Annotated in this window: 13 protein-coding genes; 5 read left to right on the top strand and 8 right to left on the bottom strand. The window is 71.8% G+C overall.

Features of this window, described 5'->3' with window-relative positions:
• Positions 1-114 precede the first annotated feature (114 nt).
• Positions 115-2400, top strand: a complete 2286-nt coding sequence (locus Cs7R123_RS07625; RefSeq protein ID WP_244871675.1) for a GNAT family N-acetyltransferase — start codon at positions 115-117, stop codon at positions 2398-2400.
• A gap of 77 nt (positions 2401-2477) precedes the next feature.
• Here Cs7R123_RS07625 and Cs7R123_RS07620 read toward each other — a convergent pair whose 3' ends face one another.
• The 4 genes from Cs7R123_RS07620 to Cs7R123_RS07605 all read right to left on the bottom strand — a co-directional run bounded on the left by Cs7R123_RS07620 (position 2478) and on the right by Cs7R123_RS07605 (position 6872).
• On the bottom strand, positions 2478-3494 hold the full coding sequence (locus Cs7R123_RS07620; RefSeq protein ID WP_212824602.1) for an alcohol dehydrogenase catalytic domain-containing protein: 1017 nt from the start codon (positions 3492-3494) through the stop codon (positions 2478-2480).
• A 32-nt stretch (positions 3495-3526) separates the two neighbouring features.
• Positions 3527-4768 carry a cytochrome P450 gene (locus Cs7R123_RS07615; protein ID WP_212824600.1) on the bottom strand — a complete coding sequence of 414 codons (1242 nt, stop codon included), beginning with the start codon at positions 4766-4768 and terminating at the stop codon, positions 3527-3529.
• Positions 4769-4933: 165 nt separating this feature from the next.
• A complete protein-coding gene (locus Cs7R123_RS07610; protein WP_212824598.1) occupies positions 4934-6046 on the bottom strand; it encodes an acyltransferase in 1113 nt (370 codons plus the stop codon).
• A gap of 190 nt (positions 6047-6236) precedes the next feature.
• Entirely contained in the window at positions 6237-6872 is a 636-nt protein-coding gene (locus tag Cs7R123_RS07605) for a TetR/AcrR family transcriptional regulator (protein ID WP_212824596.1), read from the bottom strand.
• A 116-nt stretch (positions 6873-6988) separates the two neighbouring features.
• Between Cs7R123_RS07605 and Cs7R123_RS07600 the strand changes: the two genes are divergently transcribed.
• From Cs7R123_RS07600 to Cs7R123_RS07590, 3 genes are all read left to right on the top strand, one after another.
• Positions 6989-7753: an SDR family NAD(P)-dependent oxidoreductase gene (locus Cs7R123_RS07600; protein ID WP_212824594.1), complete on the top strand. Its 765-nt coding sequence runs from the start codon at positions 6989-6991 to the stop codon at positions 7751-7753.
• A 35-nt stretch (positions 7754-7788) separates the two neighbouring features.
• Positions 7789-9165, top strand: coding sequence for an NAD(P)/FAD-dependent oxidoreductase (locus tag Cs7R123_RS07595; protein WP_212824592.1), 1377 nt, complete (start codon positions 7789-7791; stop codon positions 9163-9165).
• Positions 9166-9355: 190 nt separating this feature from the next.
• Positions 9356-10948: an MFS transporter gene (locus tag Cs7R123_RS07590; RefSeq protein ID WP_212824590.1), complete on the top strand. Its 1593-nt coding sequence runs from the start codon at positions 9356-9358 to the stop codon at positions 10946-10948.
• Positions 10949-11020: 72 nt separating this feature from the next.
• On the opposite strand, the gene Cs7R123_RS07585 is transcribed toward Cs7R123_RS07590, so the two are convergent.
• Genes Cs7R123_RS07585 through Cs7R123_RS07575 form a run of 3 tightly spaced genes read right to left on the bottom strand, consistent with a single transcriptional unit; the run spans position 11021 to position 14426 of the window.
• Positions 11021-12277: an acyl-CoA dehydrogenase family protein gene (locus Cs7R123_RS07585; RefSeq protein WP_212824588.1), complete on the bottom strand. Its 1257-nt coding sequence runs from the start codon at positions 12275-12277 to the stop codon at positions 11021-11023.
• A gap of 42 nt (positions 12278-12319) precedes the next feature.
• Complete coding sequence (locus Cs7R123_RS07580; RefSeq protein WP_212824586.1) at positions 12320-13090, bottom strand: FkbM family methyltransferase; 771 nt, start codon at positions 13088-13090, stop codon at positions 12320-12322.
• 16 nt (positions 13091-13106) lie between these two features.
• Positions 13107-14426 (bottom strand): GNAT family N-acetyltransferase, encoded by a 1320-nt coding sequence (locus Cs7R123_RS07575; RefSeq protein ID WP_212824584.1) that lies wholly within the window; start codon positions 14424-14426, stop codon positions 13107-13109.
• Between the two features lie 183 nt (positions 14427-14609).
• Here Cs7R123_RS07575 and Cs7R123_RS07570 point away from each other — a divergent pair, with 183 nt between their 5' ends.
• A complete protein-coding gene (locus tag Cs7R123_RS07570; RefSeq protein ID WP_212824582.1) occupies positions 14610-16094 on the top strand; it encodes a multicopper oxidase family protein in 1485 nt (494 codons plus the stop codon).
• A gap of 49 nt (positions 16095-16143) precedes the next feature.
• Here the strand turns inward: Cs7R123_RS07570 and Cs7R123_RS07565 are convergent, their stop codons facing one another.
• Positions 16144-16683 (bottom strand): dihydrofolate reductase family protein, encoded by a 540-nt coding sequence (locus tag Cs7R123_RS07565; protein WP_212824580.1) that lies wholly within the window; start codon positions 16681-16683, stop codon positions 16144-16146.
• Positions 16684-16811: the final 128 nt, after the last annotated feature.

Below are 16811 nucleotides of genomic sequence, written 5' to 3'. Positions count from 1 at the left end.
ACCGGCCATTCCGATGCAAGATCCATTTTGGATGGATCTTTATATCATGTTATATGATTATCCTTTCCAGACAGACGAGCGGGGTGCCAAGTGCCTGACAGCACGGTTGTTATGGTGGGATTCGGGATCGCATTGCTGCCCGGCGTCGAACGCGCCCTGCCACCTGGCCGACTCATCATCGTCGATGATCCTGACGTAATTGCCGCACGTGGACTGCGCGAAAAGGTCGACGCTTATCCATGCATCGCCGAGCTGGTCGAGGCGCCGATCCAGGACGAGGCCGCCGCGCTGGAGATCATGGGCGCGCTCGCGCTGCCCGACGAGCTCGGCGCGATCATCCCCGGCCAGGAATACGGCGTCGTCGGCGCCGCGGCGCTGGCGCACCTGCGCGGCATGCCGGGCGCGGGGCTGGAGGCCGCGCGCAACCTGCGCGACAAGACCCGGCTGCGCCGCGCCGCCGCGCGCCGTGCGGTGGCCCAGCCCGCCTGGCAGGAGGTGACCGGCCCGGACGACATCCGTGCGTTCGGGCGGGCGGAGTTCGTGCTCAAGCCCGCCAACCGGCAGGCCAGCGTCGGGGTGCAGCTGCTCGGCGCCGGTGACGACGTCGACGCCGCGTGGCAGCGCACCGTCGACGCCGACGAGCCGCTGATGCGCGCGCCGCGCGGATTCCGGCCGCGCTACCTGGTCGAGGAGCGGCTGCACGGGCCCGAGCTCAGCATCGAGGCGATCGTCCGCGCCGGAGAGGTCGTCTTCGCGAACATCACCGCGAAGTCCGTGCTGCCCGGCCGCCACCCGGTCGAGCTCGGCCACGTCATGCCCGCCCCGCTGCCCGCCGAGGTGGCTGAGCGGCTCGAAACCTCGCTGCGGGCGTTCGTCGCGGCGGTCGGCTTCGGCTACGGCACGCTGCACAGCGAGTGGATCCTGGTCGACGGCGTGCCGCACCTGGTCGAGTGCGCGGGCCGGCTGCCCGGCGACGAACTGATCCCGCTGCTGGACCTGGCATACGGCGGCAACATCGTGGGCGACCTCATCACCGTGTGCTCCGGGACCGACCCGGGCCGGCCGGCCCGCGCCGCCCGGGGCGCCGCGGTGCACTTCCTCACCGCGTCCCCGGGGCTGGTCACCCGCGTCGGCGGCGCCGACGCGGCGCGGGCCGTGGCCGGGGTGGTCGACGTGCGGGTGACCGCGGCGCCCGGCGCCCGGGTCGGCCAGCTGCTGTCCTCCTGGGACCGGCTGGGCCGGATCATCGCGACCGGCGACACGGCCGAGGCCGCCGCGGGCAACGCCGCCGCCGCCGTGGCCGCGGTCGGCATCGACACGGTCGAACCGGTCCTGGTCGCCGAGCCCGACCGCGCGGCGCACTGGTGGCCGGGCCGCCCCGCCGATCCGCGCGCCAGCCTGGCCTGGGCGGCGGGCACCAGCGAGCCCGTGCGGTTCCTGGGCCTGCCCGACGGTCCCGCCCTGTGGCTGCGCGACACGCTCAGCCCCGCGCCCCGGATGAACGCCGCCGACGTCGCCAGCGGGGCGGTGGCCGGGCTGGAAGTCGATCCCGCGCAGCTGGAGGCGCTGCGCGCCGCCTACCCGAGGCAGCTCGTCTGCGCGGCGACCGGCTACGGCTCCCCGGTGGTGGCCGCCGCCGAGCCCACCGCGGCGCAGCTGAGCACGCTGGTCGCCGGGCTGGTCGCCGAGGCCGGGCGGCAGCAGGCCGTCCCGGCGCTGCTGCACGTGCCGCAGGGCGACCCGCTGCTCGACGTGCTCGAGCAGGAGGGCTTCGCGGTCGGGATGGCCGACCTCTACCCGGTGCTCGACCTGCCCGGCGACGGCATCGACGACTACCTGGCGATGCTGTCCAAGGGCCGGCGCAGCAACGCGCGCCGGGAGACCGCCGCGCGGGCCGGCGGCCGGGTGGACGTGTTCACCGGCGAGCAGTGCCGCCCGCACCTGGCCGCGGCCGCCTGGCTCAACGCGCAGGGCTACCTCCAGCGCGGCGGCTACCGGGACGAGCACGAGGCGCTGGCGGTCTACCAGCGCCTGGTGGACCGGTGCGGCGACGACTTCATCCTCACCATGGTCAGCGTCGGCGACCAGCCGGTCGCCAGCGCCACGCTGATCGCGGGCACCGGCGAGCTGCTGCTGTACAGCGCGGGCCTGCTGCTGCCGGACAGCCGCGACGTCGCCGGCTACTTCAACGCGGCCTACTACCTGCCGATCGAGTACGCGTACGCCCACGGCATGCGCCGCATCCACCTGGGGCCGACCGGCTGGCAGGCCAAGCAGCTGCGCGGGGCGCGGTTCACGCCCCTCTACGCGGCCGTGCCCGCCACCGAGACGGCGCTGGTCGACCTGCTGAAGGCCACCGACGTCGGCCTGCGCGCGGAGCTCGCCGCGCTGGGCGGATAGGGGCGCGAAGACGGCGGCGACCCGCTCGGCGTGGCAGTGCCACGGTCCGGGCGGGTCGCGCCGCGTACGGCGTCGGATCAGTACGTGACCACCGCGCGGAATCGCACCTCACCCCGTTCGAACCGGTCGACGGCCTCGTTGATGCGCTCACACGGGTAGGCCTCGACCATCGGGGTGACCGCGCCGGAGGCGACCAGCTTCAGCGCCTCGGCGAGGCGGTCCAGGCCGTCGTGGCTGGCCCCGACGATGCGCAGCCGCTTCCACCACATCCCGGCCATCGGGCCGATCGCCAGCGGGGTGGTGGGGTCGATCGTGGTCATCGCCACCCGGCCGTCGGCGCGCACGCCCTGTAGCGCGTCGGACGCCGCGGCGTTGGACGCGCCGGTCACGACCAGCACGTCGGCCCCGCCCGCGGCACGCAGCTCGGCGCCGTCTGCCACGACGTGGTCGGCGCCCAGCTTGCGGGCCAGGTCGTGCTTGTCGGCGCTGTGGGTCACCGCGACGGTCTCGAACCCGCTCGCGCGGGCGAACTGCAGCGCCAGGTGCCCGAGCCCGCCGATGCCGAGCACGGCCACCCGCTCGCCGGGCTGCGGCTGGGCGGCGCGCAGTGCGCTCCAGGCGGTGTACCCGGCGCACAGCACCGGGGCGGCGGACTCGTAGCTGAGGCCGTCGGGCAGCAGCACGGTGCTCTCGGCCCGCACCGCGATGTACTCGGCCTGGCCGCCCGGGGCGGTGAGGCCGGTCAGGGTCGCGCCGCGGCAGCTCATCGCGGCCTGCCCGGTCAGCGGGCGGCCCAGCCGGCAGTAGTCGCAGGTGCCGCAGGTGGCCTGCACCCAGGTGGCGCCGACGCGGTCGCCGACCTTGCGGGAGGTGACCCCGGGCCCGACCTCGACGACCTCACCGGCCGGTTCGTGGCCGGTGACGACCGGGTCGAGCGGGGGGAGCGGGAGGACGCCCTGGCTGAGGTACAGGTCGTTGTGGCACAACCCGCTGGCGTGCACGCGGATCAGCACCTGGCCGGGGCCGGCGGTCGGGGTGGGCACCTCGCGCAGGAGCCAGGGGCTCTTGGCCTGGGTGATGACGGCGGCTCTCATGGCACACCTCTCTGATCGGTCGGGACGCTCGGTCAGGACTGCGCGTCCGCGACGCCGTGCAGGAGCACCGGCAGCGTGTGCAGGCCGTTCATGATGAAGGTCCCCTGCGGGGCGAGCTTCTCGGGCGGCACGGCCAGGGCCAGCCGGGGGAAGCGGGCGAACAGCGTCGCCAGCGCGATCTCGACCTCCAGCCAGGCCAGCGAGGAACCGAGGCAGCGGTACATGCCGTGTCCGAAGGAAAGGTGCTGCTTGCTCTGGCGGGTGGTGTCGAACCGGCACGCGCTCTCGCCGTGCACCTCCGGGTCGCGCCCGACGGCGGCGAAGTGGACCAGCACCGGGTCGCCCTTGGCGATGACGACCCCGTCGAGGTCGACGTCCTCCACGGCGTACCGGAACGGCAGGTGCGCGACGGGCGCCTCCACCCGCAGCGTCTCCTCGATCACGCCGGACCAGCCGGCCTCGCCCGCCAGCACCAGGTCGCGCTGGGACTCGTGGGTGAGCAGGGCGTGGGCGGCGTTGACGATGAGGTTCATCGCCGGCTCGGTGCCCGTGTTGAGCAGCAGCAGCAGGGTGCTCACCAGCTCGGCGGCGGACAGCCGCGAGTCGTCCTCGTCGCGGGCGGCGATGAGGTCGCTGGCCAGGTCCTCGGCGGGTTCGCGCCGCTTGGCCTCGATGATGCCCTGGATGGCGGCGAACCGCTGCGCGAACACCGCGGCCGCGTTCTCGGGGGTCACCGCCGCGCTGGTGCCGGCGTATCCGGCGCCGAGCACCGTGTCGCGGTCCGCCTCGGGCACGCCGATGAGCTCGCCGATCACGCGGGCGGCCACCGGGTGGGCATACTGCGCCTTCAGGTCCACCACCGTGCCGGGGGGGAGGTCGCTCAGCTCGGCGAGCAGCTCGGCGACGAGCTTCTCGATCTTCGGGCGCATGGCGGCGATCCGCTGCGGACTGAACGCCTTGGCGATCAGGCGGCGCTGGCGGCTGTGATCGTCACCGTGCGCGGTGGTCAGGTTCTCCATCCGCGCCCAGACGATCAGCGGGAAGTCGGGGTCGATACGGCCCTCGGCGTACGCGGTCCAGTGCTTGCGGGGGTCTTTGGAGAAGCGCTCGTCGGCCAGCACCCGCCGGGCGACGTCGTATCCGGTCACCGACCAGGCGAGCACGCCGCCGGGCAGCTCGATGCGGGTGACGGGGCCCTGCTCGCGCAGGCGCTGCGCTTCGCCGTGGATGTCGCGGCCGAGTGGATCGATGGCGACGGGTGTGCCGCTGCTCATGGGAACTCCAGAAGCCTTGTGGAGCGGAAGTCGCCTCAACTTTATCGATCACGATCGCTGCCGTCGTATTCCAGATTGCGGGGCCCGGCGCGACGCCGCAGGGCCGGGAAATGGGGTGACCCCGGATGTACGGGGGAGCATCCGGGGTCACCTGCACGGGCCGCGCTACTTTGCCGGGACCGGCTCCGGCGCGGGCTCCGGGGTGGGCGCGGTGGCGGTGGCCAGCGGGCGGCGCGGGTTGGCGAACCGCTGCATGATCGGCCGTTCGAACAGGGTGAAGGTCAGCCAGGACAGCAGCAGGGTGACCCCGCCCAGCAGGGCGATCACGCCGAGCGCGACCGGGGTGCTGAAGTTGCTGCCGTCGCCCAGCCAATGGTGGCCATATGTCAGCACCATGAAGTGCCACAGGTAGAAGGCGAACGACACGTTGCCCAGCCATACCATCGCCGGGCTGGCCAGCCAGGTGCGGCGGCCCTCGGCGTCGGCGACGGCACCGGCCGCGATGACCAGGCCGATCGGCACCACCGTGATCGCCACGAAGCTGAACTTGCCCCAGGCCAGCGGCGCCAGCGCGTACGCGGTGACCGCCAGCGCGACGGCGCCGCCGACTCCCAGCGGCAGCTTGCGCCCGGCGAGCACGATCCGGGCCAGCACGATGCCGAAGATGAAGTCGAGCAGACGTGCGGGCGGGAAGAAGTAGATGAACCAGAACTGGTTGCGCGAGGCGGGCATCCAGGCCAGCTGCTCCGGGTCCGGCAGCAGCAGCGACACGAACGGCACGGCGAAGATCCCGACGACCACCACCGCGGCCCAGGCCCACAGGCGCTCGGGGCGGATGCGCCGGATGAGCGCGAACAGCAGCGGGAACGCCAGGTAGAACAGCGCCTCGCACGACAGCGACCACGAGATGTTGTTGACGCTGTTGTTGATCTCGAACTGGGGGAACCAGGCTTGCAGCAGGAAGAAGTTGAGGATCGCGGGCTTCTTCTCGACCACCGCGCCGGAGACCGTGGTCAGCAGGATGAACGCGGCGACGAAGGTCAGCAGGTGGTTCGGGTAGATCTTGAAGAAGCGGCGCCGCCAGAACCGCGGGGTGGTGTCCTCGTCGCGCACCGACCAGGTGAGCACGAAGCCGCTGAGCACGAAGAAGAAGCCGACACCGAGGTATCCGGCGCGTCCGAAGATGGACGTGTAGTCCGCCTGTGCCTGTGTGGAGGCGAAGAACATCTGGTACATCGCGTGGAACAGGAACACCGCCGCCGCCGCGATGAATCGCATCCCGGTCAGGGCGGGCAGGCGTGATCTTTGCGGGGTTCCGTTCGCCGGAATCTGTGCCGTAGTCACCAGGGACGCACCTCTTCGGTTCGGGGGTGGGAGGGCGCCACCCGGGGCGACGCCCGACGCAATGTGGCATGCGTCACCCCGATCGAGCATCTTTCAGAATGCTCAATCCCGTCGGTTTAAGAGATCACAGTCCCTTCTCGACCATGTCGAGCAGCCGGGTGCCCAGATCGCCGAGCCCGGCCGAGCCGAAGGCCCGCAGCGGCCCGTCGATGAGCAGCGTGGCCAGCCCGTGCACCGCCGACCAGGCGAGGAACTCGGCGCGCGGCCGCCGCTGCGGTGCCAGCGCACCCGCCTTGACCATCTCGTCCAGCACGTCGGTGAGGATCTCCAGCGGCGCGCGGTCGCGGCCGCCGCGCTTGTCCGGGCTGCTCGCGGTGGACAGGTCCGCCGGGACCGAGAACGCGGTGCGGAACAGGCCGGGTTCGGCCACGGCGAAGGAGAGGTAGCCGGTGCCCACCGCGCGCAGCCGGGCCCGCGCCGCCGCCGCGTCGTCGGCGGCCGGCGGCAGCACGGCCAGCTGGCACTCCATCGCGTCGGCCAGGGTGGCCTGGGCGGCGGAGCAGACCGCGTCGAGCAGCGCCTGCCGGTCGGCGAAGTGCCGGTACGCCGCGTTGGGGGCCACCCCCACCCGGCGGGTGGCCTCGCGCAGCACCACGGCGTCCGGGCCGCCGTCGCGGGCCATCTCGATCCCCGCGTCCAGCAGCGCACGGCGCAGGTCGCCGTGCCGGTAGGTGCTGCGGGTGGGCGGGGTGGCACTCATCTCTCTCCACTGGGGCCGGGCCGGTCGCGGGACGATTATTCCGCATCTGTGATTGGCCGACTCCACACGGCAATCCTGGAGATGCACCGGAAAGACTCCGATGTGAGTCTAATCGCATGACAGACTTCCAGGACAAATTCGTGCTTATCACTGGTGGCGGCAGTGGCATCGGCCTCGCCACCGCCCGGCGGCTGCTGGCGTCGGGGGCATGTGTTGCCCTGGCCGGGCGCAGCAGTGAGCGCCTCGCCTCGGCGGCCAAGTCGCTGGACGCGGGCGAGCGGGTGCTGACCGTCACCGCCGACGTGAGCCGCACCGAGGAGCTGGACCAGCTCGTCGAGCAGGTCCGCGCCCGCTTCGGCAGCCTGCACGGCCTGTTCGTCAACGCGGGCACCGGCACCGTGGGCCGGCTGGCCGACGTCGACGAGGCCGACTTCGACCGCGTGGTCGCCACCAATTTCAAGGGTGCCTTCTTCACCGTCCAGCGCGCGCTGCCGCTGCTGGGCGAGGGTGCGTCGGTGGTGCTGAACGCGTCGTGGACCGCGCACCAGGGCCTGGCCATCGGCTCGGTGTACTCCTCGACCAAGGCCGCGGTGCTCGCGCTGACCGGCGCGTTCGCCGCCGACCTGGCCGACCGCGGCATCCGCGTCAACACCATCACGCCGGGCCACGTGGCCACCGACATGTTCGAGGGCGTCACCGGCGGCAACGAGCACGTCAAGGAGATCTTCCGCAACCAGGTGGCGCTGGGCCGCATCGGCAGCCCGGACGACGTCGCCGAGGCGGTCGCCTTCCTGCTGTCGCCGCGCGCGGCGTACGTGACGGGCCAGGAGCTGGTCGTCGACGGCGGCCTGCTGGGCGCCGTCCCTTCCGGCCCCCGCTGACCGCGGCGCCGGGCCGCACCGATAGGAGACTGGACATGTCTGACAGAAGCCGGGCCGTCGTGCTCGGTGGCAGCATCGCGGGCCTGTTCGCGGCACGCGTGCTGTCTGAGCTGTACGACGAGGTGCTCGTGGTCGACCGCGACCGCCTCCTCGGGGTGGACGGCCCGCGCCGCGGCCGGCCGCAGGGCCGTCACATCAACGCCATGCACGTCAAGGGGCGCCTGGTGATGGAGGACCTGTTCCCCGGCATCACCGAGGAGCTCATGGCCGACGAGTGCCCCAGTGGCGACTTCGTGGGCTCGGTGCGCTGGTACTTCCACGACAAGCCGCTCAAGCGCGAGGACATCGGCTACATCGCCGTGCCGGTCACCGCCCCGCTGCTGGAGCAGCACATCCGCGAGCGCACCAGCGCCCTGCCGAATGTGTCCTTCCTGGAGGAGCGCGACATCGTCGGCCTGACCGCCACACCCGACCGCTCCCGGATCACCGGGGTGCGGGTGCAGCGGCAGGAGACGGGGTCGCGGGAGGAGGCGGTCACCGCCGACCTCGTCGTGGACGCGACCGGCCGCGGCTCGCGTACGCCGGTGTGGCTGGAGCAGTTCGGCTACCCCAAGGTCGAGGAAGACCGCATCAAGGTCGACCTGATGTACGCCACCCAGCACTACGAGATCGACGGCGACCCGCTCGACGGCGAGCTCGCGATCATCCCGGTGGCGTCGCCGGAGCGGCCGCGCGGTGCGATCTTCACCAAGACCGACCACGGCAAGTGGGAGCTGACCGTCTACGGCCTGCTCGGCGATCACCCGCCGACGGACCAGGAGGGCTACTTCGAGTTCGTCAAGTCGCTGAGCACCCAGGACATCTACGACGCGGTCCGGTACGCCAAGCCGCTGGACGAGCCGGTGTCCTACCGGTACCCCACCACGATCCGCCGCCGCTACGAGCGGATGAGCAGCCTGCCCCTGGGCCTGCTGGTGACCGGGGACGCGGTGACCAGCTTCAACCCGGTGTACGCGCAGGGCATGACGGTGGCGGCGCTGTCGGCGCTGGCGCTGCGCGACCACCTGCGGGCGGCGCCCGAGACGCGGCCGCTGGAGTACTTCCGCGACCTGGCCCGCGACGTGATCGACGCGCCGTGGGGCATGACCAGCGTGGTGGACCTCAGCTTCCCCGAGGTCGAGGGTGAGCGGCCGTTCATGGTGAAGATGCAGCAGGCGTACCTCAACCTGGTGCAGGCCGCGGCGACCCGCGACACCGCGGTGACCACGGCGTACATGCGGGCCGCGGGCATGATGGACCGCCCCGAGGCGCTGATGCGCCCAGGCATGGTCCTGCGGGTGCTGGCCAAGTCGATCTTCGGCGGTCCGTCCGCCGAGGAGCCGACCCGTGCGTCGGCCGGAGCCTCCAACTAGCGGTGGACTCGGCTCAGGACGGCGACGTGAGGCCACTCGGGACCATTTGTCGGTCATGGGTGGTTCCGCCCCGGCCATCGAGGAGGGTATTGTGGACACCGTCCACATACCCTCCTCATCTTTGTTTCCGGCACGCAGTGAGCGTGGCGGACTCCCCCCACGATCTCCGCGTTCGAGGAAGGAACCTGCATTGCAAGGCGCAAACCCCACCGAGGCCAGCCCGCTTGCCGGTAAGCGGGAATGGATCGGGCTGGCCGTGCTGGCCCTGCCCACGTTGCTGGGGGCGCTCGACATCGGAGCGCTCTACCTGGCGCTGCCGCACCTGAGCGTCGATCTGCACACCACCAGCACGCAGCAGCTGTGGGTGGCGGACATCTACGGCTTCCTGACCGCGGGCCTGCTGGTCACCATGGGCACCCTGGGCGACCGCATCGGCCGCCGCAAGCTGCTGCTCATCGGCGGCTTCATGTTCGGCGTGCTGAGCGTCGTGGCGGCCTACTCGTCCAGTGCCGAGATGCTGATCGTGTCGCGGGCGCTGCTGGGCATCGCCGGGGCGACCCTGATGCCCTCGACCCTGGCCCTGATCACCAACATGTTCCGCAACGACCGCCAGCGCGGCACCGCCATCGCGACCTGGGTCAGCTGCATGATGACCGGCGCCGCGATCGGTCCCGTGGTCGGTGGACTCATGCTCAACCACTGGTGGTGGGGCTCGGTCTTCCTGCTCGGCGTGCCGGTGATGGTGCTGCTGCTGGTCGTGGGCCCCATCCTGCTGCCGGAGTACAAGAACCCCGGCTCCGGCCGCCTCGACCTGTTCAGCGTGGCCCTGTCGGTCGCCGCGATCCTGCTGCTGATCTACGGCCTCAAGGAACTGGCCGTGCACGGCGCGGACAAGCCGCTGACGACGTTCGGCGCGCTCGTGCTCGGTGCCGTCATCATGTTCGTGTTCATCCGCCGCCAGCTCGGGCTCACCAGCCCGCTGCTGGACCTGCGGCTGTTCGCGAACCCGACCTTCCGCGTGACGCTGCTGTCGCTGCTGCTGGCGGCGGCCGCCATGGCCGGCGCGTTCCTGCTGTCCAGCCAGTACGTGCAGACGGTGCTCGGCTTCTCCCCGCCGAAGGCGGGGCTGTGGCTGCTGCCGGCCGGTGTCTCCATCGCCATCGGCGCGCAGTTCGGGCCGCTGCTGACCCGCAAGCTCCGCCCGCCGGTGGTGATCACGCTGGGTCTGCTGGTCGCGGTCGTCGGCTGGGTCCTGATCGCGCTGGTCAGCGGTGACGGCGGGCTGCCCCAGATCGTCGTCGGGCTCATTCTGATCCACATCGGTGCGGGCCCGCTGTTCGCCCTGGGCACGTACCTGGTCGTCGGTTCCGTCCCGCCGGAGCGGGCCGGTTCGGCGGCGTCGCTGTCGGAGACGGCGAACACCTTCGGGTCGACGTTCGGCATCGCGCTCATGGGCACCATCGGCGCCGCCATCTACGTCTCCCAGATGTCGTCGGCAGACCTCGGCGGGCTGGCGCCCGCTCAGGCCGATCTGGCGCGCGACACGGTCGTCGGCGCGGCGCAGGCGGCCACCCAGCTGCCCGCGGACGGCGCCCAGGCGCTGCTGTCGAAGGCGCACGACGCGTTCACCAGCGGCATGAACGTCGCCGCCATCGTGGGTGCGGTCGTCTTCCTGGGCATCGCGCTGCTGCTGTCGTACATGAACCGTCCGCGTCCGGCCGCCGTGCCGGCGCAGTCGGGGGCGCCGGCCGAGGCGCCCGCCGAGCAGGCCGCCCTGGGCTGACCGCCAGGGCCGACAGACGCCGAGGCCGCCCCGGGACTCCCGGGGCGGCCTCGGCTCATCCGTGCCCGGCGCTCAGTGCGTCGAGACCATCGGCGGCACGCCGAACCGCAGCTGCGCCAGGGCGCGGGGGATGGCGGACTTCAGCACCACCGCGAAGCCGGCGTGGGTGTGCCCGGTGGACAGGTCACGCCACGCCCGCTCCAGCCGCTCGCCGGTGCGCGCGGCGCCCGAGCCCGCGGTGGAGTGGATGATGTTCTCCACCGCGAACCAGGACAGGTCCGCCGCCTCTCCACAGATCATCGCCAGCAGCAGGTCCCGGTCCGGGGTGAACGAGGCCGGGCCCTGGGCGCACAGCTCCTGCCACTGGTGGATCGCGTTCATCGTGATGGCCTCGGCGGCGGCGATCTTCGTCAGGGCCATGCCGTACCAGCGCTGGTAGTCGGGGTCCTGCATGCGGGGGGCGAAGGGCGGCGCCATGGTCGTCTTCGTCCGCAGCACCTCCTCGTACGCCGCGAGCGCGTTGCCCGCCATGCCCACCGCCAGCGCCGCGCCCTCCATCGCCATCGAGCTCGTCGGCGCCCCGCCGTACATCGGGTTGCCGTGCAGGGCCAGCCCCGGCGTGCCGCCGGTGACGTCGACCGTGCTCACGTGGACGCCCTCGATGGCGCAGTAGCCGGGGATGCGCCCGTTCTCGATGGTGACGGTGTGCGACCCGCTGCCCTTGAGGCCGAGCATGTCGCCCCAGTCCTCCAGCATCTTCCACTGGCTGCGCGGCGCCACGAACAGCAGCGGGTACGGCGGCTCGCCGTCCTCACCCATCACCAGGGCGTGGGCGATCAGGTGCGAGGCGTACGGCGCGCCCGAGCAGTACGCCCAGGTGCCGTTGATCTCCCAGTCGCCCTCCGGGGTGCGCCGCGCCGTGCCGGTCGGGGCGATCGGCATCGGGGCGATGAAGTCGCCCTCGGCGAAGATCTCCCGCTGCGCCCGCTCCTCGAACACCGTCGCCGCGATCAGCGAGTGGGCCGCGCCCAGGCAGTACATCCAGGCCGTCGACGCGCAGCCGCGGGCCAGGATCATCGTCACCTTCAGGAAGGTGTCCAGCCCGAACTCGTAGCCGCCGTAGCGGCGCGGCACCATGATCCGGTAGAAGCCCGCCTGGGCGAACTCCTTGTGCGTCTGCTCGCTGTAGAAGCTGCGCTGCTCGGTCTCGGCCTGGCGCTCCACCAGCAGCGCGGACAGCGCCTCGGCGCGCGCGATGAGGTCGGCCGGGGTCAGGTCCGGCTCGGGCGGGGCGACGCTCTGCGCCGGTGCGTCATGGGTCGTCGTCATATAAGGCCTTCCTGTCGTCGGTACGGGGGTCGGCGGGCCGGATCAGGCCGTCCGGGCGGCGAAGATCATGTACATGTCGGTGTCGGCCAGCCGCGCCTCCTGCGCGACGTCGACCGTGAAGCCGTGCCCGCGCAGCAGATCGAGCGTCTGCTCCAGCCGTCCCTCGATGTCGTGCACCTCGAGGACCACGTGCCCGATCCGGGCCCAGTCCGCCGCCTCGATGCCGGCCAGCACCTCGCGCTCGGCCTTCTCCACGTCGATCTTGAGCAGGTCGATCCGGTCCAGCCCCGCCTGCCGGAACAGCTCCGACAGCGTCACCGTCTCGCACTCCAGGTAGGAGATGGCGTGGCGCGACTCGGCCAGCCGCCCGGCGTCGCGCTCGCTCAGGCCCGTCTGGATCAGCAGCTGGCGGGCCAGTTCGGTGTCCTCGGCCTGCTCGGCGTAGAAGCCGGACTCGGCCGGGGACTTCGGGTAGTAGCCGAAGCGGGCCGTGCCGTTGCGGTCGGACGCGGCGACGTTGCGCGCGATGCCGCCGGGCACGTGCCGGGTGAAGTTCTCCTGCAGCGCCTGGAAGGTGTCCGGCCCCGGCTCGATCGCCACGACCAGTGCGTCCGGGTGGTGCTGCTTGAAGAAGATCGAGGCCAGGCCGATGTTGGCGCCGACGTCGACGATCGTCTTGAGCGGCGTGGTCGGGAAACCCTCGCGAAGGTACGACCCCTCGACGAAGATCTCGCGGTAGAGCAGGGCCGCCTCACCGGGATCGACCTGCGCCACCTCCAGACCGTTCGGCAGCCGCCGGTGGAACAGTCCCATGGTCGCCTCCAACCCGTCAGAAGATGCCGAGACCGGTCGGTTTGACCGGCCACGAGAACGCCAGATCCGTCTCGGCCAGCGCACCCGGCCGCAGCTCGCGCGCCTGACCGGCCGCGGCCAGCCAGGTCAGCGTGGTGCCGCCCAGGTAGATGGCGCTGAAGACGTTGATGCTGCCGGCCAGGTCGGCCGGGTCGGTCGTGCGCTCGCAGGTCGCCGTGCCGTCCTTGGCCTGTAGCCGCCACCGGCCGGAGTTCTGCGGGAACAGGTCGTCGACGACCTCGATCACCACGTCGAGCGGGTTGCTGTAGCGCCGCCCGGTCAGCGCGGTCGGCAGGTCCAGCAGCCGCACCCACAGGCCGTCGGTCGTGGACGGGTACAGCGCCCGCGGCTCGTCGACCAGCAGCAGCAGCGGGTCCTCCAGCGGCCGGAAGTCGCACTTGACGGTACGGGTCAGGTCCACCGACAGCAGGAACTGCCACAGGTACGCGTACGCCCCGGGGGTGCTCGCGGCGATCTCGACGAGGTTCACCTCGCCGTTGCGGATGTCGCCGCTCCACTCCTGCTTGCGCTGCCAGATGGCGTAGCCCTCCACGCCGTCGGGGCCCTCGGCCAGCACCACGCGCTTGGCTGACCAGCCCTGCCGGAACTCCGGCGGCGGGTCGGCCAGCAGCAGCACCCACACCGGGTCGGGCCGGCTGGACCAGCCCGGCTGGTGCGGCCGCACCGACTCGTACACCGAGCGGACGTCGGGCAGGGCCGACATCGCGGGCACCTCACGCAGCCGGCCGTCCCACTCGGGCACCCGGACCTTGACGTCCCGGTTGTCGATCGAGAACCTCTGGTTGATGCTGGCCAGGCCGGAGCCGTAGCGCTGATAGATCTTGGCCTCACTGGCCCACCACACCGCGAGCGCCTCCTGGTGCACGTCGCGGGCCTGCGACAGGTGCCAGCGCATGAGCCGGGTCATCAGGCCGCGCCGCCGGTGGGTCTGGCGCACGCCGCCCCGGGTCAGATGCGCGGCGGGCAGCACCGCGCCCGGCACGGTGACCATCCGCGAGAAGGCGCCCACGTTGGCGACCGGCTCACCGTCGTACTCGACGACGACGTTGCGCCCCGGCTCGGTGACGCTGAGCTCCGGTGGCCCGGCGACGATCCCCTCGAAGCCGAAGCAGTCGGCCAGCACCATGTCGATGATCGGCTCGTCCTCGAGCGACGTGCTGACCCGGAACACGTAGCGGTCCTGGTCGGGCCCGCCGCGCGGCGACGATGGTGGATTCGCGCCGGGCGCGGGAGCGCGGCCGGGCGCGTCGGCAGAGGTGACCTCGGAAGTCGACATGGGCAAAAGCCTCGTGCGGCCGACTGCGCGACGCATCTTCCTGGTTGCGACATGGTCGCACTCCGCAATCACGCGGAAACTGAGCACTTTGGAAGATGCGCGACCGTGATCCACCGTCCATGGTGGACGGCGATCTCTGCCTGTGACGGCTCAGCCTTTTCACCCCTTATCCACGGAGACCGGATGCTGCAAAGACGTACCATGCTCACCATCGGCGCGACCGCGGTCGGCGGTGCCGCCCTGGCGCCGGTGCTCGGCCGGCTCGGCGCCGCGGCCGGCGAGCTGCCCGCCGCGCCCCCGGCCGACCACTCGGCCCACGCCAACCACCAGGCGACCGCGCTGGAGACGCGGGTCACCGTCGCGCCCGAGTTCGTGCCCTTCTCGGTGCGGATGCCGGTGCCGCGGGAGCTGGCGCCCAAGCGCCGCACCCGCGCGGCCGACGAGTACGAGGTGGACATCACGGCCACCACCGCCGAGCTGGTGCCCGGCATCCAGACCCCGGTGTTCGCCTACGGCGGCTCGTTCGTCGGCCCGACGATCCGGGCGAAGACCGGGCGGCCCGTCGCGGTGACCTTCCGCAACCGGCTCGACCGGGAGGCCAACGTGCACCTGCACGGCGGCCACGTGCCCGCGACCAGCGACGGCCACCCGATGGACCTGATCGCGCCGGGGGCGGCCAAGCGCTACGAGTACCCGAACAGCCAGCGGGGCGCGACGCTGTGGTACCACGACCACTCCCACGGCACCGAGTCCGAGAACGTGTACCGGGGCCTGCACGGCTTCTACCTGATCGAGGACGACGCGGAGCGCCACCTCAACCTGCCGCGCGGCGCGTACGACGTGCCGATCATGCTGACCAGCGCGCAGTTCGACGAGACCGGCGCGATGGTGTACGGCAACCCCGGGCTGCGCACCACGATCCTGCTCAACGGCAAGGCCCAGCCGCACTTCCCGGTCGCCGCGCGCAAGTACCGGTTCCGCCTGCTGAACGCCACCAACGAGGGCGTCTTCCGGCTGAGCCTGGGCGGCGCGCCGCTGACCCAGGTCGGCACGGACCAGGGTCTGCTGCCCGCGCCGGTGCCGCGTACCGAGATCAAGTTCGGGTCGGGCGAGCGGGTCGACGTGGTCGTGGACTTCAGCGGGCTGCCCGTCGGCACGCAGCTGATGCTCACCGACGCGACCTCGGGCGGGCTGCTGCGCTTCGACGTCACGCAGCGCGCGCACGACGACAGCCGCCTGCCGCAGGTGCTGCGCCCGCTGCCGCCGGTGCCGCCGGCGGTGCGCGAGCGTGAGGTGGTGCTGAGCTTCGACCTGGCCGGGCCGATGCCGCAGGGCCTGGTCAACGGGCAGACGTACGACCCGGACCGGGTGGACTTCCAGATCAAGGAGGGCACCACCGAGATCTGGCGGATCGTCAACGGCGACGGCGGTTTCGGCTTCCTGCACAACTTCCACCTGCACCTGACCAACTTCCGGGTGCTCGACCGCGACGGCGTCCCGCCGTCGATCGACGACCTCGGGCTCAAGGACACCGTGTCGGTGCCGCCGGGCACGTCGGTGCGGGTGGCGGCCACGTTCGCCGGGTTCCTCGGCCGGTACGCCTACCACTGCCACTTCCTGGAGCACTCGTCCGTGGGCATGATGGCGCAGATGGAGATCGTGCCGTGAGCATCGGGCGGCCGGCGGCCCGAGGGAGCCGCCGGCCGCCCGGCCCGGCTCAGCCGTCCTTGCGGACGCTGTAGCGCAGGTCGGCCTGGTGGCCGGAGCGGTTGACGCTGATCGGCTCCAGGTGGATCCAGTCCGAGCCCGGGTCGTCGAACAGCCGCGTGCCGTCGCCGACGAGCACCGGCACCACGTGGATCAGCACCTCGTCGACCAGGCCCGCCAGCGCGGCCTGCTTGGCGACGTTCGCGCCGATGAGCGCGACGTTCTTGCCGTTCGCGACGGCCTTGGCCTGCGCGACGGCGTCGGTGATGTCGGCGTTGAGGAACGTGAGGCCGGGGTCCGATGTGGCCGGCGGCTCGTGGGTGAGCACGAACACCGGTCCGGTGAAGGCCCCGCCGTAAACCTTGTGCCCCTGCCGTACGCCCACGTCGTAGCTGCGCCGACCCGTGATCGCCGCGCCCGTGGCCTGGATGATCTTCATGAACTCCTCGGCGGTCATGCCGGGGTGGCCGCTCATCCAGTCCATCTCGCCCTTGGGGCCCGCGATGAATCCGTCGAGCGACATCGTCGCGTGCCACAGGACCTTGCCCATGGGTTTCACCTCCGTAGCGTCTTGGTCGGGTGCACCCTGTCGTGGATCCGGTCGCGATTCAACCCGCCACGCCGGGTAGGTCCGCATTCTCGGAGGCGGGTGGATTCACATCGGATGCGACGATGAAG

The organism is Catellatospora sp. TT07R-123 (assembly GCF_018327705.1).
Classification (GTDB): Bacteria; Actinomycetota; Actinomycetes; order Mycobacteriales; family Micromonosporaceae; genus Catellatospora.
This window is presented reverse-complemented; position numbering and strand designations above follow the sequence as displayed.